Source organism: Pseudomonas sp. DTU12.1 (assembly GCF_009873475.1).
Classification (GTDB): Bacteria; Pseudomonadota; Gammaproteobacteria; order Pseudomonadales; family Pseudomonadaceae; genus Aquipseudomonas; species Aquipseudomonas proteolytica.
Window position 1 is genome coordinate 2,512,639 of record NZ_CP045254.1, and the last position, 19,877, is coordinate 2,532,515.

Below are 19,877 nucleotides of genomic sequence, written 5' to 3' on the forward strand. Positions count from 1 at the left end.
TTTTCGCTGGCAAGCCAGCTCCTACAGAGGTCGGTGTTGGCCCTTAAGTGGATGGCACCAGCGCCAGCCCGGACTCCCAAGGGTGGTCCGCCGCGCTGACGTTATCCGCCTCGCCCGGATTGAGCGCGCGCACTGTCACCAGCCCCGGCGCCGCGTCTTTTGCGACGGTGATGGTCATGATGTAACCCTGGGTACCGCCCGCATTGGTCTGGCCGGGAATGGCCGAGGCGTCGGGCAGGAACTCCGTGACCTGCGCCGTGACCCCGGGGTTGTTGAACTGGATCCGTGCGGTGGCGGCGGTGGTCTTGAGGTCCGCGCCTTGTACCACCAGCGCGAATTGCCCGCTGGTACCTGGGGCCAGCCAGGCCGGCAGGTCGGTGGGCGACTGGCCGTAGAACAGGTCCAGCGGCAACAACTGCACCGGCCAGGGCTGCAGGCCATTGACCCGATCCTGCACGCAAGGCGATTGCTGCTGCGCGGTGCTCGGCATGGTGGTGACACTCAGGCCCACCAGCAATTGCTGGGCAATCACCCACACATAGTTCACCGCCTGGCCATTGATGGTGATGTCGTTGATCGAGAACCCGGCACTTTCCGGTACCTCGAACACCGCCTGCAGGATCTGGTCGGAGCCGTTGATCGCCGATTTGGCGGTACCGCGGGTGATGCGCCAGTACTGGCTCACATCCTGGCCTTGGGGGCCTTTCCAGGCATTGAAGTTGGTCGGCTGTTGCAGGTACAGGGCGATGGGGTTGGTCAGGGAAATCCGGCTGGGGGTGGCCCCATCATTCGTCGCCCCGTTGGCTGCAAAGCCGATATGCGGGTCGGAGTTGCGATAGTTCTGCCCATATTGCGCGCAGCAGATCAGCGCCTGGGCGCTCTGGCTGCTTTTCAGGGGCCGCATGATCGTGGCCGCCGCCGCCAGGTACACCTCGGCGCTGAGGGTGTTGGGCCCAGAGGTCAGGTGCATCGCGCCGCCGAACTGGCCGGGGGTGCAGGCGGTGCCGGCGTTCCACTTGTTGACGGTGTCGTAGGCCGGCAGGCCAGTGGTCGGGTCAATCACCGGGTCACCGGCCTTGCCGGTCTTGCAGTCGGCGGTGTAGCGCAGATAGAGATCTTGCAGTTGTACATTCGGGTCGATGTAGTCGCGATACAAGCCCAGCACGGCATTCGGATCGATGCGCCACATGGCCAGGAAGTACGCCGGGTTTTCACTGGTAAAGGTGATCTTGCGCATGTTGCCGTTGGTATCGCGCACGATCGACCACTCGCAGTATTCGTCCAGCCAGCCACGCGGCCCCGAGGGCGAGAAGTCTTTGTATTTGCCGCTCCAGTCGATAGTCGGGCAGCGGGTTACGGGCAGTTGCAGCAGGGTGCCTTTCTTGTCCGGGTCGTACAGGGTGTACAGGGTGCCGTTGATGGTGATCTGGCCGTTGTCGGTCAGCTCCATGACCTGTTGCAGGGTCATGGCCTTGTTGCCCAGTTGTGGAATCACCGCAGTGCCGTTGTTGTAGAAAAAGGTCCACAGCCGGTTGGGAAAGGGTTGCCAGGTAATCGCCGGCAGGGTGGTGTCGCCATAGCCTTCGACCAGCGGGTTGTAATAGGCCGAGCGGGGCGCGTCATACAGGCCCGACCAGGGGTTGCCGATGATCGCCGCTTCGGTCCAGCCGGTTATGTCGTTGTTCCAGTCGGTTTCGAATTGTGGCAACTGGTCTTCCAGGCCCAGCTTGTTGTAGTCCTTTGGCGCTTGCCCAGCGGGGGAGGTGAATTGCTTGAAGGGCGTGCTCATGACAAATCTCCATGGGGGGTAGAAATGCTGCAGCAACCGGCACTCGGGGGAGGGTCGGCGACGGTCTGGCGCGGGTCATCCCACACCAGTTGGGCGATAAAGCCGGGCAGCGGCGCGTACTCTTGCGGCGCCAATACCCGGCCACTATCGAGATGGGTAACCAGCAGGCTCAACTGCACGGCGTCCGTGGGGCCGAGGTGCAGTGCCGAGGCACTGCGCGCGGCATTGAGCGCGCGGCAGACGCCGTGGGTAATGCAGCGCCCCTTGTCATCCACCAGCCCCATGCCGATGCGGCTGAAGCGCCCGACGTAGTGCGGGTTATCAGCGTTGACCTGTTGGGGCGTGGCGTCGGGCTGGTTGAGGAAAACGTCGATCAGGTAGGTATCGTGGGTGCAGCGCACATGGTCGAACACCACCCACGGGCCGCCGGCCTGCGCCGGATCCTGGGCAGGCGCGGCACTGTGCGGGCAGCAGGCTTTTGCGCTGGCGCTTCGTGCGCCAAACGGCGGCGCGACAGGCATGCCGTAGTCATAGCCGATATGCCGGCTGTCCTGGGCCATATCGCCCAGGGTGGTATAGCGCCAGGCATCGGCACTGGTGAACGTGACGGTCTCGGCCTGGCTGCCGGCAAACGGCTGGAGCAGGCATTGGGTGGTGTACTGCGCCGCCGGGTTGGCGCGGATCCAGATCTCCAGTACGCGATCGATATTGGCGTGGTAGGAGCAGAACACCGGGTCAAACGCGGTGTAGGCGTTATCGGCCATATCACCGCCGATCCAGCCGTGATAGTTGTCGTGGGGCTGTTCAAACAGGCCATCGAAATTCAGCGTGCGGTTGGGGTACAGCTCGTCCTTTTGCGGTGGATCGAACACGGTGATATTGGCCCAGGGATACCCCGGCACGCCCTGGGGCTGGCTGAAGGTCTTGAATTCCAAGGCATCCACCACCTGCTGCTGGAAAATCCGGCTCATGCCATACAACTGGGTGCGCTTGACGCTCTGCTGGTCGCCCTGGGTATAGAACAACGGGTTGCGCTGCACGAAGCGGCAGTCCAGGCCCTCGACATTGCCCGAGGCACAGACTTTCGAGCGGCCATCCTTGGCCGCCGCATAGCGCAATGGGTTTCGCCGCACTTCGCCGCTGTGCGGGTGCACATAGGTTTCATCGAGAAAGGCCTGGGGTAGGCCGGCCTGCGGGCTGCCATCGATACTGGCGTCCTCGGCCATCCAGTCCCAATAGGGGATCGGGCAGTCGATCAAGGCTTCCAGGTACAGCAGGTAGGCGCGATGCCACAAGGCAAAGGCTTCCTGGTAATGCAGGCACCAGTTGGTATGGATATAGGCATAGCGCTGCCAGGGCGAGCCACTGTCCGGGTTGCCGATCTGCATCACGTCGTCGAGCCGCGCACGGTACAGGTCCAGTTGCGCCTGGCTCAGCGCGCGGATGTCCTGGCGCACGCGCTTGACCGGGTGCGGCAGGTCTGGAGGCGGGATGCGCTCGGCGATATCGAATGGCGAAAAGCTGTTCAGGCGCCAGCCCTGGTTGACCCACTGCCGGAAGGTTTCCAGGGCGTCGATGGGCCAGAATTGCCGGTCGTCCAGGGTCAACGGCATGTTGCGCGACGCCAGGTGCTGGTAGATAGTTTCGGACCAGGCCTTGACCGAGTCGGGGTCTTCCAGGAACACATCGTAGGCGTTCATGCAGCGCACCCACGAGCCTGCGACGTTGGCGCGATCTGCCGTTGGTATCCAGTAAGGCGCGGTGAAAAGCCCTTGGATATCAGCGGCCCATGTCGGTTTCGCGACTATCATAAGATCCCTCTCATGCGGCCCCAATGCTGGATTTTCCGGGGCTGCTAAGCTGGAGTTGATAGTAACGGGCCACTGTGCAGTGATTTGTGCAAATTGGCCGGCCTTTACGGCGGATTCATTGCAGTTTTCTCAAGGAAGAAGTGGAAATAATGACAGACGCCATGGATTTGAAAATTCTCGGCAAGTTGCAGAAGGACTGCACCCAGAGCCTGGACCTGCTCAGCGACAGCGTGGGGCTGTCCTCGACCAGTTGTTACCGGCGCATCCGGCGCCTGGAGAGCGTGGGCATCATCAAGGCCAAAGTCGCAGTGCTGGATGAAAAAAAGCTGGGGATCCAGGTCACGGCGTTCTTTTTGATCAAGCTTGATAAAGACAGCAACGACATTGATCGCAAGATGCAGCACATCCTGGCCAACCACCCGGAGATTCAGGACTGCTACCTGATGACCGGGGAGTTTGATTTTGTGATGGTGGCCAAGTTTCGCGATGCCACGGAGTACACCGAATACATCTATCGGTTTCTTGATACTTACCGGGATATTCCGATCCGCACGTATTCGTCGACGTTGGTGGTGCGCACGGTGAAGAAGTCCTATGAACTGCCGCTGCAAGGCGTGCAGCACCTTCCTCCAGACCTGTAGACGCCGGCTTGTGTAGGAGCGGGCTTGCCCGCGATTACGGTAGATCAGTCAGCACCTGTCTTGGCTGACCCACCGCCATCGCGGGCAAGCCCGCTCCCACAGGATTATGCGTTCGCCGTAATGATCCGGTTGTCTATCAGGCCGCCACAGCCTGAAGCTGCAAGCCACCTTCGACATCCTTGACCAACCCGCTGGCCAGCAGCAACGGCAGCAAACGCTTGTGCAACTGCGGCTCGACAAACTCCTTGACCGTCTCCAGCGCCAAGTCGCCACTGCCCGGCAGGTCGGCCTTGGTATAGGACAGCCAGGCCTTTTTCAGCATCTGTAACACATCGCTGCCAGCGGTCAACGCAAAGCGGCGGTGGGTAATCTGGCCCAGGAAGTTGAAGCTGTGCTGATACTCGTAACCTTTCTCGTCACCTGCGCTGGCAACGCAGCGCACGCAGGTGCAAGGGCCATCGCCAAAGGCAGCCTGCAGGTAGCTATTGAAGTCCACCACGGGCTTGAGCGACAGGCGCTTGTCCACTTCGAACAGGTCGCCGGTCATTTTTGCGTCGTTACTCAAGGTGTATTTCCTCGCAGGTCTGCAGCTGGTTTTTCAAAGCGCGGCATCATACCAGCCGACAGCGAGGCGGGTGGCTACCAACTCGCGATTATTGAATTAAACACCCTCGTTCTGTCGGTCAATAACTCGTTGGGGATCCAGCTTGTCGAGGATGCTGTCATAAAATTTCCCCAGGGGGGCTTGGTTGTCATCATCTGACATTCTCGATATCTCTTTGCGGACAGCCTCCCAAGTATCGGAGTGCCTGTTCACATTTTCAGGAATGAAGTTCAGGAGATACTCCGGCGCAGAGTTCCACAACAGTGCATAGGTTGCGGCCTCTGCTAATTCAGGTGTTGCTCGACCTGTAGCTATCAGATGTGTTTTAAGCCGAGAGAACATATTGGCCGCCATTTCATCCCAGGAGCTTGTTCCTGACGAGTCGAAGTCAAACCCGGCGATTTCACCCGGATCGCCATGTTTTCCTTGAGTTAACAGGGCGGTGATACCTAGGCTCGCCCAAGACAGATCAGACCTGCCAGGGAAAAAATCTTCAAACTGCTCTTTGAGCTTACGACCTAGCTCTTGCGCCATGGGTGTTTGAAGCAGCAAAGACAGGCCATAACTTCGTCCTAGCTCTCGGAATGGTTTGCTTCGGTCAAGTGAAGCGTTCCATTTGTCATCGGGTACTTGGGCTCGCATAGCCTCAAGAGTGGGTGGCGGTTTCATCTGTTGAATGGTGTTGTACATGTTCAAATATGTTTCGTCGTACATCTTGGCGGAGCGGTGCGCTGCCGGAGCACTCGGTTCGGGACGGGCGGAGTTTGTTGTCTTGGTTTCATGACGATCTGTGATGTGGGAGTGATTCGCTAGCGGGGCGGCCAGTGGTTGGTTATTAATAGATGTCATGTGTTTATCCTTCAGAAAAATGGAAAGGCGTGATAGCGACCGTTTACTGTTGACGGTCACTAACCGCTATTTTTCTGTGGCGCGAAAATCTATTCAGGTTCCCGCACCTGTATTTCCACATGGGAAAGTTAGATGCGCAATGTTGCGTCTCACCCTTGGCCCAGCCGCTCCTTGATCCAGTCATACAGGTTATTGCCCTCGCTCGACAGTTCGCTGCTGGCCCGGCGGCACAGGTAATACTGGCGTCCGTCATCCACCGGCAAGTCGAACAGTTGCACCAATTCACCCCGGGCCACCAGCGGCGCCACCAACGGCGCACGCAGCAGCGAGCAGCCGAGGCCGGTGAGGGTGGCGACCAGGGTCAATTGGCCGTCCTCCAGCAACAGACCATTGTGCGTGTTGCTGTGACTGGCCTCGGCGACATCGAACCATTGCCCCCAGGTGCCGCGTTCTTCGTCGTGCAGCAGCGGCAGTTCGCTGAGCGCCTGCGGTGTGGCGATAGGCCCGTGGCGCTGCAGGAATTCGCGGCTGCAAAACGGCGTGACCGCGCCGCTGATCAGCGGTTCGCTGTGATACCCCGGCCAGTGCCCGGTACCGAAACGGATCGACAGGTCGGCAGCATCGCTGGGGTAGCTGCGGTGGTTGGCGTAGGTGATGTTGATATCCAGCGCCGGGTTGGCGCTCAAAAACTGCGGCAGGCTCGGGATGAACAGGTTGGTGGCGAACATCGGGATCAGGCTGATGGTGACCTGGCGCGTCGCGCTCTTTTCCCGCACGTGCTCGGTGGCGCTGCGCAGTACCGCGAATGCCGAGCGAATCGCCCGGTAGTACTCGCGGCCTTCTTCGGTCAGGCCCAGGTTGCGGCCTTGGCGCATCGTCAGCGGCTGTTGTAGGAAGCTCTCCAGCAAGTGCAGTTGATGACTGACCGCCGAGGGCGACACCCCTAGTTCGCGCGCGGCGGCATTCACGCCCCCATGGCGGGCAAAAGCCTCGAAGGTGCGCACGGCACGTAAAGGTGGATCGTTGGCTAACTGTTCTAAATTATTCATGTGTTGAATTAAATACTAAGTAAAAAGATAAATAAAGCGGCTTTAGCCTGGAAAAAACGCCGTAAATAGGGCGTTTTTTATTTGGCATAAACATATTCCTTTCAGATATTTGATAAAAACAGAATAAATAACTAGTGTTCCGCGCTCGGGCTTTTAGTCGGTGCGCCCTGGCACCGACGTTTTTGTGTATGGAGTTGATGGTTCTCATGGATGCGTTTATCCAGCAACTGCTCAACGGCTTGCTGTCGGGCAGTCTCTACGCGCTAGTGGCCTTGGGTTACACCATGGTCTACGGCATTTTGCGGATCATCAACTTTGCCCATGGCGATGTGTTGATGATTGGCGCGCTGGTGGGCCTGTCGGTGATCCGTGTGCTGCAGGCGGCCTTCCCGCAGATGCCGCCGGTGTTGTTGCTGCTGGCAGCGGCGATGATTGCCATGGCCTTTTGTGCGGTGCTGGCGGTGGTGATCGAGCGTGTCGCCTATCGGCGCTTGCGCAACGCCCCGCGCCTGGCGCCGTTGATCAGTGGTATCGGCGTGTCGCTGTTGTTGCAGACCGTCGCCATGCTGGTCTGGACCCGCAACCCACAGATGTTCCCGCAATTGCTGCCCCTGGAACCCATCGAAGTGCTGGCCGGCGATGCCACCCATGCCGCCGTGACCAATGCCACCGCGCTGACCACCATTGGCGTGGCGCTGAGCCTGATGGTCGGGCTGTTGCTGCTGGTCGAGCGCACGCGCTTTGGCCGGGCCATGCGCGCCGTGGCCGAGAACCCGCAAGTGGCGAGCCTGATGGGCATCAACCCTAACCGCATCATCGTCATGACCTTCGCCATCGGCGGCGCCCTGGCCGCGCTGGCAGGCATCATGATGGCCAGCAACTATGGCAGCGCGCATTTCTATATGGGCTTCCTGCCCGGCATCAAGGCCTTTACCGCGGCAGTGCTGGGCGGCATCGGCAACCTCAAGGGCGCCATGCTCGGCGGCCTGCTGCTGGGGCTGATCGAAGCCCTGGGCACCGGCTACCTGGGGGCTGCCACCAACGGCGTGTTCGGCAGCAACTACCAGGATGTGTTCGCCTTTATCGTGTTGATCGCGGTGCTGGTGTTCCGTCCCCAAGGGCTGTTGGGCGAACGATTGGCGACCCGCGCATGAGCCTGGCAACCGCTGTGAGCCCTTCGAGCAAACGCGCCAGCCTGGGCCTGGTACTGTTCGCCCTGGCCCTGGTGTTGGCCCCATGGATTGTCGGGCATGCCGGCGGCAATACCTGGGTGCGCACCCTGGACTTTGCCCTGCTGTACATCATGTTGGCCCTGGGCCTGAACATCGTGGTGGGTTATGCCGGCCTGCTGGACATGGGCTTTATCGCCTTCTACGCGGTGGGCGCCTACCTGGCGGCATTGCTCTCGTCGCCCCATCTGATGCAACAGTTCCCGGCCTTGCTGGCGCTGATGCCAGAGGGCATGCACACCTCGATCTGGCTGATTCTGCCGCTGGCGGCGCTGTTGGCGGCCGGGTTCGGGGTGATCCTTGGGGCGCCGACCCTGCGTTTGCGCGGCGACTACCTGGCCATCGTCACCCTGGGCTTTGGCGAGATCATCCGCATATTGCTGCGTAACCTGGACCGCCCGGTGAACCTCACCAACGGCCCCAAAGGCATCGCCCAGGTTGATCCGGTGACGCTGCTGGGGGTCAACCTGGGGCGCACCCAGGAACTGTTCGGCCTGCGCTTGCCCTCGGTCTACCTCTATTACTACCTGTTCGCCGCACTGGTGGTGCTGATCCTGTTTGCCTGCATCCGCCTCGAGCGCTCGCGCATCGGCCGCGCGTGGATGGCGATCCGCGAAGACGAAGAGGCGGCCCAGGCCATGGGCCTCAATACCCTTCGCCTGAAGCTGCTGGCATTTGCCATTGGTGCGGCGTTCGGCGGTATCAGTGGGGCGCTGTTTGCCTCGTTCCAAGGCTTTGTTTCACCCGAATCCTTCACCCTCAATGAGTCCATCGCCGTGCTGGCCATGGTGGTGCTCGGCGGCATGGGGCATATCCCCGGGGTGATTCTGGGCTGCGTGTTGCTCGCGGCCCTGCCCGAAGCGTTGCGCGCCAGCATGGGCCCCTTGCAGCAGGCGCTGTTTGGCCAAGTGCTGGTGGACCCGGAAATTATCCGCCAGCTGTTCTACGGCCTGGCGCTGATTCTGGCGATGCTGTATCGACCCGCCGGCCTCTGGCCGAGCCGCACAGGAGGTGCACCTTGAACCATCCGTTATTACAGATCGAGAAGGTCAATAAACAGTTTGGCGGCGTGGCCGCGCTCGATGACGTGAGCTTGAGTATCGAGGCCGGGGAAATCTACGGCCTGATCGGGCCCAATGGCGCCGGCAAGACCACCTTCTTTAATGTGATGACGGGGTTATACACCCCGGACTCCGGGCGCTTTCAACTCGACGGCCAGGAGTACCAGCCCACGGCGGTGCACCAGGTGGCCCGCGCTGGCATCGCGCGCACGTTCCAGAATATCCGCCTGTTCAACGCCATGAGCGCCCTGGAAAACGTCATGGTCGGGCGCCATGTGCGCACCCATAACGGCGTGTGGGCGGCCTTGAGCGGGCATTCGCGCGGGCGCGAGGAAGAAGCGCAGACCCGCGCCCACGCCCATCGCCTGCTGGCCTATGTCGGCCTGGCCGGGTTTGCCCACTACCGTGCCGACAGCCTGTCCTACGGCCACCAGCGGCGCCTGGAAATTGCCCGCGCCCTGGCCACCGAACCGCGCCTGCTGGCCCTCGACGAGCCGGCCGCCGGCATGAATGCCAGCGAGAAAGTGCAACTGCGCAGCCTGCTGGAAAAAATCCGCGACGACGGCCACACCCTGTTGCTGATCGAACACGACGTGAAGCTGGTGATGGGCGTGTGTGACCGCATCAGCGTGCTGGACTACGGACGCGTGATCGCCGTGGGCGCGCCTGCCGAAGTGCGCCGCCACCCGCAAGTGATCCAGGCCTATCTGGGAGCCGGCGCCCATGTCTGAAGCGTTGTTGCAGATTGCCGGCCTGAAGGTGCGCTACGGCGCCATCGAGGCGGTCAAGTCCCTGGACCTGCATATAGATGAAGGCGAACGGGTCACGTTGATCGGCGCCAATGGCGCCGGCAAAAGCTCCAGCCTCAAGGCCCTGACCGGGTTGCTGCCGGCCGCTGCGGGGCAGATCCGCTTTGCTGGCCGCTCGATCCTCAACCTGGCGCCCCATGAGCGCCTGACCCTGGGCATCGCCATGGTGCCGGAAGGGCGTGGCATTTTTGCGCGCATGAGCGTGCTGGAAAACCTCCAGGCCGGCGCGTTCCTGCGCCGCGACCCACAGCAAGTCAACCTGGAAATCCGCCAGTTGTTCGAACACTTCCCGCGCCTGGAGGAACGCTTGCAGCAGTCGGCCGGCTTGCTCTCCGGTGGCGAGCAGCAGATGCTCGCCCTGGCCCGTGCGCTGCTGTCCAAGCCCCGCCTGCTGGTGCTCGATGAGCCGTCCATGGGCCTGGCGCCGATCATGGTCGAAAAGCTGTTCCAGGTGATCGATGATGTGTGCCGCCAGGGCATGACCCTGCTGCTGGTGGAGCAGAACGCGCGCCTTGCGCTGCAAGTGACTGACCGCGCCTATGTGATGGACACCGGGCGTATCAGCCTCAGCGGTGCCAGTGACCAATTGCTCGACCACCCCGAGGTGCGCAGTGCCTACCTCGGTGAATAACCCCATAACAAACGCCACCGGACGCCCGGCGTGTTTCGTCAACCCCACAGGCCATGAGGGCCTGCTGAGAAACAGGAAAAAACCATGAACAAGACTGCCCCCTTCAAACGCGTACTGTTGTTGAGCCTGGCCATGAGCGGCGTGGCCCAGGCCGACCAGACGGTACTGATTGGCCTGGCCGGACCCTTGACCGGTCCGTCGGCGCGGATCGGCAAAGACCTGGAAAACGGCGCGCAACTGGCCATTGACCAGGCCAACGCCAAGCACCTGAAAATCAATGGCGAGGCCGTGACGTTCAAGCTGGTTTCCGAGGATGACCAGTCCGATCCACGCACCGCCGTCACCGTGGCCCAGCGCCTGGTGGACGAAGGCGTAGTTGGCGTGGTCGGCCATTGGAACACCGGCACCAGCATTCCGGCAGCGCGGGTCTACCATGACGCCGGGATTGCCCAGGTCGCACCGGTGGCCACTGGTCACGCCTACACCCAGCAAGGTTTCGACACCAGCTTGCGGATCATGGGCCACGACGATGACGGCGGCCAGGTCGCCGGTGACTACGCACTCAAGACCCTCAAGGCGCAGCGCATCGCCGTGATCGACGACCGCACCGCGTTCGGCCAGGGCCTGGCGGACCAGTTCGTCAAATCCATCGAGGCCGGTGGCGCCAAGGTGGTTGCGCGCGAATACGTGGACGACAAGACCATCGACTTCAGTGCGGTGCTGACCAACATCCGTGGGCAAAACCCGGACCTGATCTTCTTTGGCGGCGTCGACTCCCAGGCTGCACCGCTGGCCCGGCGCATCAAGCAGTTGGGGATCAAGGCCCCATTGATGGGCGCCGGCGGCTTTGTCAGCCAGACCTTCCTGCAACTGGCACAGAACGAAGGCGAGGGCGTGATCGCCCTGGAGCCGGGCCTGGCCGTGGCGCAGATGCCAGGCGGCAAAGCATTTGAAGAGGCCTACAAGGCGCGCTTCAAGAGCAACATCGAGCTGCACGCACCCTTTGCCTATGACGGTGTGGGCGTGTTGATCGCCGCCATCGAGCAGGCCAACTCCACCGATCCGCAGAAGTACCTGCCGGTACTGCGCGCCATCAGCTATCCGGGCGTGACCGGGACCATCGCATTCGATGCCCAGGGCAATCTGCAGAACCCGTCGTTCACCGTTTACCAGGTCAAGGCCAATCAATGGCAACCGGTGAGCGTGGCTGGCGGCAAAAAGTAACGCGCTGGATTTAAGTGTAGGCGCAGTTCATGTAGGAGCTGTCTCGCCCGGCGAGGCTGCGATGGGATCACCGCGGTGTATCTGCGACACCGTGGTGTCTGCATCGCAGCCTCGCCGGGCGAGACAGCTCCCACATTTGGCAGCACCCACATTGGATCTTCGCAAGCATTTAGATGAGGCACACCATGAGCAAACTTGAAGGTGAACTGGGCATCCTGGCCCGCCGGCGCATCGAGGCCGAGATCATCAAGCCGATCTACGAAATCCTCGTGCGCGAGCAGGGCAAGGCCTTTGCCGCCGCGGTGATTGGCGAAGCGGTGGGCAACGCCGCGATCCAGGCCGGCAAGCACTTTGCCGCCCAGGAAGAGCAGGGCGCCGACCTCAAGAGCTTCGTTGAGCTGCAAGTGCTGTGGGAAAAGGACGACGCGCTGAAAGTCGAAATCATCGCCAGCGATGCCGAGCACTACGATTACGACGTCAAGCGTTGCCGCTATGCCGAGATGTACCACGAAATGGGCCTGGGCGAGATCGGCCACCTGTTGTCGTGCAACCGCGACGAGCTGTTTATCGTCGGCTACAACCCGAATATCGAATTGACGCGCACCCAGACCATCATGGGCGGCGCGCCAAGCTGTGACTTCCGCTACCACGCCAAGCCCCAGGAGCCGCGCTCGTGAGCGCCCTGGCGCGGGTCAACGGTGAGCGCCTGTGGGACTCGCTGATGGAAATGGCGCAGATCGGCGGCACGCCCAAGGGCGGTGTCTCGCGCCTGGCGCTGACCGACGAAGACCGGCGCGGGCGTGACCTGTTCGTGGCCTGGTGCACGGCGGCCGGGTGCAGCATTCGTGTGGACGCCATGGGCAACATCTTCGCCCGTCGCGCCGGTCGCCTCGACCATCTGGCCCCGGTGCTGACCGGCTCCCACGGCGACTCGCAGCCAGCGGGCGGCAAGTTCGATGGCATCTACGGCGTGCTGGCCGGCCTGGAAGTGCTGCGCACCTTGAACGACCTGGGCATCGAAACCGATCGACCGATCGAGGTGGTCAACTGGACCAACGAAGAAGGCTCGCGTTTTGCCCCGGCGATGATTTCTTCAGGGGTGTATGCCGGGGTGTTCGACCTGGAATACGGTTTGTCCCGCGAAGACAAGGCCGGCGTGACCATCGGCCAGGCGTTGCAACAGATCGGCTACGCCGGCCCGCATCCGGTGGGAGGGCAGGCGGTGCATGCGGCGTATGAACTGCATATCGAGCAAGGCCCGATCCTTGAAGCCCAGGACCTGACCATCGGCGTGGTCACCGGGGCCCAGGGCCAGCGTTGGTATGAAGTCGAACTGAGCGGCCGCAGCGCCCATGCCGGCACCACGCCAATGGATCACCGCCTGGATGCACTGCTGGGCTTTGCCCGGGTGGTGGAGGCGGTCAACCAGATCGGCCTGGCCCAAGGCGCCGAAGGGCGGGCGACGGTGGGCATGGCCAACATCTTCCCCAACTCGCGCAATGTGGTGCCGGGGCGGGTGTTTTTCAGTGTTGAGTTCCGCCATCCCGATGAGACGGTGCTGGGTGTGCAGGACCAGCAACTGCACGAAGCCGTGGCGCGGATTGCCGAGGGGATTGGCCTGCAGGCCAGCGTCAAGCAGATCTTCCAGTACGCGCCGATTGCCTTCGACAAGGATTGCGTAGACGTGGTGCAGACCGCGGCCGCAGCGCTGGGCTATAGCCATCGGCGGATGATTTCCGGCGCGGGGCATGACGCCTGCTACCTGAACCAGGTCGCGCCGACGGCAATGATCTTTGTACCTTGTGTGGATGGCTTGAGTCATAACGAGGCGGAAGAGATCCACCCGCACTGGTCCACGGCCGGGGCGGATGTGTTGTTGCAGGCGATTCTGGCTTCGTCGCGTGAGTGATGGATGGAAGCGGGCTTGCCCGCGAAAGCCATAGGTATCTACACACCTTTCAGAAACTGACGAACTCCCCTGTGGCGAGCGGGCTTGCCCCGCGCTGGGCTGCGGAGCAGCCCCAAAACCAGCCGCTGCGGTGTATCTGGTACAACTCATTCGGCTTATTGGGGCTGCTCCGCAGCCCAGCGCGGGGCAAGCCCGCTCGCCACAAGCCAGCTCCCACCTTCGTTCTGCAGCGCCCCCCTGTGGGAGCGGGCTTGCCCGCGAAAGCGGTAGTTCAGTCACCACCTGTAATCGGCACAATCAGCTGGCTCATCACCTGCAACAAGTGATCATCCGCGCCAGCCGCGCCTATCACTTGCAACCCCACCGGCATGCCCCTCACGTGCCCCACTGGCAGGCTGATCGAGGGCAGGCCGGTGAGGTTCCAGGCGCTGGTATGGCTGAGTACGGCGGCGCGTACGTCAATGTCCTGTTCGCCCACGCGCACTTGGCGTGCGTTTACCTGTGTGGCGGTAATCGGCACAGTGGGTGAAACCAGCAAGTCATAGTCTTCGAACAACCGCGCCATGGCCGCTTTGTACTGCGCCTGGCTGGCCTGTGCGCGAATGTACTGCCAGCCTCTGACCTCGCTCGACACCTCAAGGCGCTCGCGTACCTCCTGGTCAAATTTGTGCGGTGCATCGCGCATGCGTTCGGCATGTACTGCAAAGGCTTCGGCACGTTGCAAGGTCTGCAAGGTGTCCTTCATGCCCGCCGCGATTTTTTGCAGTGCGTCAGTCTCTTGCAGCGCTTCGCCAAACAGCTGTTGCGCCGCCTGGTAGACCTGCTGATGCAGCTCGGCATCCACCGGGCCGAAGCTGGCGCACGTGATCCAGCCCACGCGCAACGCTCGAGGCGTGGCCGCCGGCTGGCAAGCGCGTCCTGCCAGCACTTCGAACAACAGGCGTGCATCTTCAACGTGGTTGGCGATGGGGCCGACGTGGTCGAGGCTGGACGCGAGCGGGAACACCCCGTCCAACGGCACGCTGGCAAACGAGGGCTTGAAGCCGACCGTGCCGCACAAGGCCGCCGGAATCCGGATCGAGCCGCCTGTGTCGGTACCCAGCGCCAGCGGCACCATGCCGCTGGCCACCGCCGCGGCACTGCCGGCGCTGGAACCGCCGGTGATGCAGCGCGCATCCCACGGGTTGCGCGCCGCGCCTTGCAGTGAGCGGTCGCCAGTCGGGCCGTAGGCGAACTCATGGGTCAAGGTCTTGCCGATAATCACCGCCCCGGCCTCGCGTACGCGTTGCACGCACAGCGCATCGTGGCTGGGTTTGAAACGGTCGAAGTGCGCTGAACCGTAGGTGGTGATGTAGTCGAACGTGTCGATGTTGTCTTTGACCGCTATCGGCATGCCCTGCAGCGGGCCGAGGTCCTGGCCTTGGGCAAACAGCGCGTCGGCCTTGCGGGCCTGGGCCAGTGCCACGGCGGCATCAACATGAACGAACGCATTCAACACCGGGTTCAAGCGTTCGATGCTGTCCAGCGCGGCCTGCGTCAACTCGACACTGGTCACGCTGCCGGCACGCAGGCGCGCGGCCAGCGTGATGATCGACTGACCAAAAAAGTATCCAGCGTGGGTAGGCTTCACCAGGCTCATAAATGCAACTCCATCAAACAGCAGCGGGTTGAGAGGACGGGGCAACCTGACGCCCGCCCGGGCGCACCATCAGCATTGCGCTCATGCCCAGCGCGGTGGCCACGGCAGCGGCCACGAACATCGATGAATAGCCGTAACGCACGGTCAGGTAGCCGGTCAGCATGGGGGCGATAAACGACGCGGTGTTGGCGATAAAGTGCGTCATGCCGCTGTAGGCACCCACCCGATTGGACGGCGCGGTGTCGATGACCACCGCCCAGTACACGGAGTTGGGCAGGGCATTAAGCGCATTGGCCAACGTCATCAGGGCAATCACGCCCCAGACGGTCTGGGCTTGGGAAACCATGATGAAACACAAGGTTGTCAGCAGCAGGCAGGTCGCGGCCAGCCAGCTGCGGGCGACTTTCAGGTTGCCGGTGCGGCGCAGCAGCAAGTCCGAAATCTTGCCGCCCAGCAGCACGGTGAAGCAGGCGCCGGTCCACGGGATCATGCCCATGTACCACAGCGACGACAGGTTGTAGTGGAACTCGTCCTGCAGGTATTTGGGGGTCCAGGTCAGCAGCAGGAATGTCACGTACACAAACGAGAAGTAACCGACGGCGTTGAACAGCAGGTCCTTGTTCTTGAAGAAGTGCCAGAGCGGCGCAACGCTGGTAGTGGGCGTCGACGCATTGGCGGCCTCGGCGCGCTCTTTGCGCAGGAAGTCGAGTTCGGCTTTGGACACGCGCGGGTTTTCATCCGGGGTGTTGGTGAAGCGCGTCATGAAAAACACCAGCAGCGCCAGGCTGACCACGCCCAACACCACGAACATGCTGCGCCAGCTGCCGGTCAGGGTTTGCAGGCCCACAGCCACAGGCGCGGTGAGCAATGCGCCCAATGGGGTGCTCAAGAGGCCGACCGCGACCACAAAACCGCGCTCCTTGGGCGTGGCCCAGTTGGCCACGCTCTTGTTGATCACCGAGTAGGCCGGACCTTCGGCAAAGCCGAACATCACGCGGATCGTGGCGAAACCGGCCATGGCCGAGCCGCCGAGAAACGCCAGGCCGAAGTCGCCGGCAAATGCCGTGGCGATTTCGAAGACCGACCAAGTGCCACCGGCGATCAGCCAGATGCGCTTGGCACCAAAGCGGTCGGCCAGAATGCCGCCGACCAATGCCCCAAGGATGTAGCCGTAACCGAAGTAGCCCAGGACGTTGCCCCAGTCGGCTTTGTCGAAACCGTACTCGGGAAGAATGCTCGCCGACGCATAGGCAATCGCGCCACGGTCGATGTAGTTGAGCAGGGCCATGAGCATGATCAGGAAGAAAATCTGGTAGCGGAAGGACGGGATAGCGGGGCTGTTCATAGGGATCTGACTCTTCAAAATGATGGCAGAAGTCAAAAAGTCGGCCGCGTCCGGCGTATTTTTATTGGTTGCCCAAACGTTTGGGTAGGCGAAATGTAAGGTGCGGAAAAATTTTAGTCAAACGTTTGGGTAAAGATTTATCTGCGGCTGCGGTACGCCCGTTCGGGTAGAATCTGCGCGCTAAATATCAGACAGTCGGAAGCCCCTCAGACATGCCGAGCCCATCTCGTCCAGCCACCTTGAAGTCCATGGCGACCGCACTTGGCGTGCATGTATCCACGGTGTCCCGGGTACTCAATGGCGACCCGGCCGGGGTCGAGCGCGCGGCGTCTGCCGAAGTGGTGGCGCGTATCCGGGAGTTGGCAAAAGAGCTGGATTATCGGCCGAACACGCAGGCATCTAGCCTGAAACTGCGCAAAAGCAAGGAAATCTGTGTGCTGATGCCGCGCCTCACCGACCTGGTGATGGCGACCATTTACGACAGCATCGACAGTGCGGCCGAACAGGCCGGCTACCTGACCTTCGTTTCCAATACCGACGACCAGCAACCCCGCCAGATGGCCCGTGCCGAACATGCCTTGCGCCGCTCGGTGGCCGGGCTGATCGTCGGCGACTCACATGTCGGCGAAAGCCAGCCACTGTTGGAACTGCTGGCGCGCAAGCACATTCCCTACGTACTGGTCAGTCGCCAGATTGCCGGGCATCTGGCGGCGTGCAGCGACGATGAACGTGGCGGCTGGTTGGCGGCCGAGCACTTGTACCAGTTGGGCTGTCGCGATGTGGCCATTCTGGCGGGCGAACGGCATGCCTCCACCGGGGCTGATCGCACGCGCGGGTTTACCCGTTATTACCGGGAGCAAGGCATTACGCTGCGCCCGGAATGGACGCTCAATGGTCCTTTTGACAGCCTTACCGGGCACCGCCAGGGCGAGTACCTGTTGGGGCTCAGCCCACGGCCACAGGCGTTTTTCGCGGTCAATGACTTCCTGGCCATCGGCTTGATGGGGGCCGCACGTGACAAGGGCCTGATGCCGGGCAAGGACATTGCCGTGGTGGGCTTCAACGACATACCACTGGCCAATGAACTGATGGTGCCCCTGACCAGCGTGCGCCTGCCCCTGGCAGACATGGGCCGGCATGCGGTTGAGCTGCTGCTCAAGCGCATCGAGGGCGAGGCGTGCGAGTCGATCATGGTGGCGCCGCAGTTGCAGGTACGGGCGAGTTCGTCTTTGTTGCACTGACTGAGGGCTGGCCATCGGCGGTAGAAAATGTGGGAGCGGGCTTGCCCGCGATAGCGGTGGTTCAGCCACTGAATTTATCAAATGACACACCCTCATTGCGGGCAAGCCCGCTCCCACAGGGGATTGTGCGAGGCCAACCCTCGGGTCAATCCAGTCAGCGAAAAAACTCCCCGGGTGTCGTATCAAACTGTTGTCGAAACGCGGCGATAAACGCCGAAACCGACTCATACCCACACCCCAGCGCCACGTCCGTCACCCGCTCGCCGCGTTCCAGGTCGGGGAGGGCGCCGAGCAGCCTCAGCCGCTGGCGCCAGGCGCGATAGGTCAGGCCGGTATCGCTCACAAACAACCGGCTCAGGGTTTTTTCGCTGACCCCCAGGCGCTGGCTCCACTGTCCCAGCGTGGTCGCCTGTTCCGGGTGCAGGCTCAGGCTGCGATAGATCTGGCGCAACCGGCTGTCCAGAGGCAGCGGCAGCATCAGGTCCACCTGTGGCGCGGCGGCGAGTTGGTCGAGCAGGACTTGGGCCAGGCGCCCATCGGGGCCGTCTTCGGCATATTCCACCGGCAGTTCGCTGAAGCGGCGGATCAACTCGCGCAACAGGTCACTCACCGCCAGCACCTGGCAGCGCTCCGCCGCCCAGGCGGTCACGCTGCAGTCGAGGTACAGGCTGCGCATTTCGGTGTGCGGCGAGCTGAACACCCGATGTGGCATACCCGCCGGGATCCAGACCGCCCGTTGCGGCGGCGCCACGAAGCGCCCGGCACTGGTCTGGATCTCCAGCACTCCGGAGATTGCATACGACAACTGCACCCACGGGTGGCTATGGCGGCGGGTCAGGGCGCGATTGGGCAGCGATTCGGTACGGCCATACACCGGGCGTGGCAGGCTGGAGAGCCCGGGAATGCTACGGCGAACGGCCTTGTCGTGTCCTTTTGGCGGCATTTACTGGCTCATTGGCGTTAGTCGGTAACAAGCCGTTACGTTAGAGTCGGCACGACGCCCTGGCAACCCCTGGAAAGAACAGCCCATGACCCGCCCCCGGTTTTTACCCGATAACTTCACCCTGACCTTGATTGCCACGGTGGCCCTGGCCTCTTTGCTGCCCGTCAGCGGCCAGGCTGCCGTGGCATTTGGCTGGGTGACCAACCTGGCCATCGCGCTGTTGTTTTTCCTGCATGGTGCCAAGCTGTCACGCCAGGCCATCGTTGCCGGTGCCGGGCACTGGCGTTTGCACCTGTTGGTGTTCAGCCTGACCTTCGTGCTGTTCCCGCTGCTGGGCCTGGCCCTCAAGCCGTTGCTGTCGCCGATGATTGGCAAAGATTTGTACATGGGCATGCTTTATCTGTGTGCGCTGCCGGCCACGGTGCAGTCGGCGATTGCCTTTACGTCGCTGGCGCGGGGCAATATCCCGGCGGCGATTTGCAGCGCGGCGGCGTCCAGCCTGTTCGGGATTTTCCTTACGCCGTTGCTGGTGACGCTGCTGCTCAATGTGCATGGCGACGGCGGCTCCACCGTGGATGCGATTCTCAAGATCAGCGTGCAACTGCTGCTGCCGTTTATCGCCGGGCAGATCGCCCGACGCTGGATCGGCGAGTGGGTGGGGCGTAACAAGAACTGGCTGAAGTTCGTCGATCAGGGGTCGATCCTGCTGGTGGTCTACGGTGCGTTCAGCGAAGCGGTCAATGAGGGCATCTGGCATCAGATCCCGTTGTGGGAATTGGCTGGTCTGCTGGTGGCCTGCTGCGTCTTGCTGGCACTGGTGCTGGTGGCGTCCGCGCTGTTGGGCAAGGTCTTTGGGTTCAATCAGGAAGATCGCATCACTATCCTGTTCTGCGGCTCGAAAAAGAGCCTGGCCACGGGCGTGCCGATGGCGCAGGTACTGTTTGCCGGCAGCACCATGGGCGTGTTGATCCTGCCGCTGATGCTGTTCCACCAGATCCAGTTGATGGTCTGTGCGGTGCTGGCCCAGCGTTACGCCAATCGCCCGGAGTCCATTCCCGAGATCATGGCGCAAGTCGATCCCTGAACCATCGTGTTACTATTTT

Annotated in this window: 18 protein-coding genes; 10 read left to right on the forward strand and 8 right to left on the reverse strand. The window is 62.0% G+C overall.

The genetic code is table 11. The features are described 5' to 3' along the window. Positions 1 to 43 precede the first annotated feature (43 nt). Together GDV60_RS11025 and GDV60_RS11030 are read right to left on the reverse strand one after the other, a co-directional pair. Positions 44 to 1,789, reverse strand: a complete 1,746-nt coding sequence (locus GDV60_RS11025; RefSeq protein WP_159907162.1) for a hypothetical protein — start codon at positions 1,787 to 1,789, stop codon at positions 44 to 46. Continuing rightward, positions 1,786 to 3,600, reverse strand: coding sequence for a tyrosinase family protein (locus tag GDV60_RS11030; RefSeq protein WP_159907164.1), 1,815 nt, complete (start codon positions 3,598 to 3,600; stop codon positions 1,786 to 1,788). Before GDV60_RS11030 ends, GDV60_RS11025 begins: the two co-directional genes overlap by 4 nt. 161 nt (positions 3,601 to 3,761) lie before the next feature. Here GDV60_RS11030 and GDV60_RS11035 point away from each other — a divergent pair, with 161 nt between their 5' ends. Beyond that, on the forward strand, positions 3,762 to 4,241 hold the full coding sequence (locus tag GDV60_RS11035; RefSeq protein WP_029292979.1) for an Lrp/AsnC family transcriptional regulator: 480 nt from the start codon (positions 3,762 to 3,764) through the stop codon (positions 4,239 to 4,241). A gap of 136 nt (positions 4,242 to 4,377) precedes the next feature. On the opposite strand, the gene GDV60_RS11040 is transcribed toward GDV60_RS11035, so the two are convergent. The 3 genes from GDV60_RS11040 to GDV60_RS11050 form a co-directional block, all read right to left on the reverse strand. Then, positions 4,378 to 4,806: a hypothetical protein gene (locus tag GDV60_RS11040; RefSeq protein WP_133715760.1), complete on the reverse strand. Its 429-nt coding sequence runs from the start codon at positions 4,804 to 4,806 to the stop codon at positions 4,378 to 4,380. A gap of 96 nt (positions 4,807 to 4,902) precedes the next feature. Further along, on the reverse strand, positions 4,903 to 5,694 hold the full coding sequence (locus tag GDV60_RS11045) for a hypothetical protein (RefSeq protein WP_104912110.1): 792 nt from the start codon (positions 5,692 to 5,694) through the stop codon (positions 4,903 to 4,905). A 149-nt stretch (positions 5,695 to 5,843) separates the two neighbouring features. After that, positions 5,844 to 6,743: a LysR substrate-binding domain-containing protein gene (locus tag GDV60_RS11050; protein ID WP_092235633.1), complete on the reverse strand. Its 900-nt coding sequence runs from the start codon at positions 6,741 to 6,743 to the stop codon at positions 5,844 to 5,846. Positions 6,744 to 6,949: 206 nt separating this feature from the next. Between GDV60_RS11050 and GDV60_RS11055 the strand changes: the two genes are divergently transcribed. From GDV60_RS11055 to GDV60_RS11085, 7 genes are all read left to right on the forward strand, one after another. After that, on the forward strand, positions 6,950 to 7,897 hold the full coding sequence (locus GDV60_RS11055; RefSeq protein ID WP_029292973.1) for a branched-chain amino acid ABC transporter permease: 948 nt from the start codon (positions 6,950 to 6,952) through the stop codon (positions 7,895 to 7,897). After that, complete coding sequence (locus tag GDV60_RS11060; protein WP_029292972.1) at positions 7,894 to 8,994, forward strand: ABC transporter ATP-binding protein; 1,101 nt, start codon at positions 7,894 to 7,896, stop codon at positions 8,992 to 8,994. Before GDV60_RS11055 ends, GDV60_RS11060 begins: the two co-directional genes overlap by 4 nt. Further along, on the forward strand, positions 8,991 to 9,764 hold the full coding sequence (locus tag GDV60_RS11065) for an ABC transporter ATP-binding protein (RefSeq protein ID WP_029292970.1): 774 nt from the start codon (positions 8,991 to 8,993) through the stop codon (positions 9,762 to 9,764). Before GDV60_RS11060 ends, GDV60_RS11065 begins: the two co-directional genes overlap by 4 nt. Next, positions 9,757 to 10,473, forward strand: coding sequence for an ABC transporter ATP-binding protein (locus GDV60_RS11070; RefSeq protein WP_029292968.1), 717 nt, complete (start codon positions 9,757 to 9,759; stop codon positions 10,471 to 10,473). The genes GDV60_RS11065 and GDV60_RS11070 overlap by 8 nt, the downstream gene beginning before the upstream one ends. Before the next feature lie 84 nt (positions 10,474 to 10,557). Further along, on the forward strand, positions 10,558 to 11,697 hold the full coding sequence (locus GDV60_RS11075) for a branched-chain amino acid ABC transporter substrate-binding protein (RefSeq protein WP_029292965.1): 1,140 nt from the start codon (positions 10,558 to 10,560) through the stop codon (positions 11,695 to 11,697). Between the two features lie 185 nt (positions 11,698 to 11,882). Next, the gene (locus GDV60_RS11080) at positions 11,883 to 12,374 is read left to right on the forward strand and encodes an L-2-amino-thiazoline-4-carboxylic acid hydrolase (protein WP_029292963.1); all 492 of its coding nucleotides are present in this window, start codon (positions 11,883 to 11,885) and stop codon (positions 12,372 to 12,374) included. Then, positions 12,371 to 13,606: a Zn-dependent hydrolase gene (locus GDV60_RS11085; RefSeq protein ID WP_159907166.1), complete on the forward strand. Its 1,236-nt coding sequence runs from the start codon at positions 12,371 to 12,373 to the stop codon at positions 13,604 to 13,606. Before GDV60_RS11080 ends, GDV60_RS11085 begins: the two co-directional genes overlap by 4 nt. A 271-nt stretch (positions 13,607 to 13,877) precedes the next feature. Here the strand turns inward: GDV60_RS11085 and GDV60_RS11090 are convergent, their stop codons facing one another. After that, positions 13,878 to 15,245, reverse strand: coding sequence for an amidase (locus GDV60_RS11090; protein ID WP_159907168.1), 1,368 nt, complete (start codon positions 15,243 to 15,245; stop codon positions 13,878 to 13,880). A gap of 13 nt (positions 15,246 to 15,258) precedes the next feature. Continuing rightward, the gene (locus tag GDV60_RS11095) at positions 15,259 to 16,590 is read right to left on the reverse strand and encodes an MFS transporter (protein ID WP_029292957.1); all 1,332 of its coding nucleotides are present in this window, start codon (positions 16,588 to 16,590) and stop codon (positions 15,259 to 15,261) included. A 212-nt stretch (positions 16,591 to 16,802) separates the two neighbouring features. Here GDV60_RS11095 and GDV60_RS11100 point away from each other — a divergent pair, with 212 nt between their 5' ends. Beyond that, positions 16,803 to 17,831, forward strand: a complete 1,029-nt coding sequence (locus GDV60_RS11100) for a LacI family DNA-binding transcriptional regulator (protein ID WP_159907170.1) — start codon at positions 16,803 to 16,805, stop codon at positions 17,829 to 17,831. Positions 17,832 to 17,985: 154 nt separating this feature from the next. Here the strand turns inward: GDV60_RS11100 and GDV60_RS11105 are convergent, their stop codons facing one another. Beyond that, complete coding sequence (locus GDV60_RS11105; protein ID WP_029292952.1) at positions 17,986 to 18,774, reverse strand: helix-turn-helix domain-containing protein; 789 nt, start codon at positions 18,772 to 18,774, stop codon at positions 17,986 to 17,988. An 85-nt stretch (positions 18,775 to 18,859) separates the two neighbouring features. Between GDV60_RS11105 and GDV60_RS11110 the strand changes: the two genes are divergently transcribed. Beyond that, the gene (locus GDV60_RS11110; protein ID WP_159907172.1) at positions 18,860 to 19,858 is read left to right on the forward strand and encodes a bile acid:sodium symporter family protein; all 999 of its coding nucleotides are present in this window, start codon (positions 18,860 to 18,862) and stop codon (positions 19,856 to 19,858) included. Positions 19,859 to 19,877 lie beyond the last annotated feature (19 nt).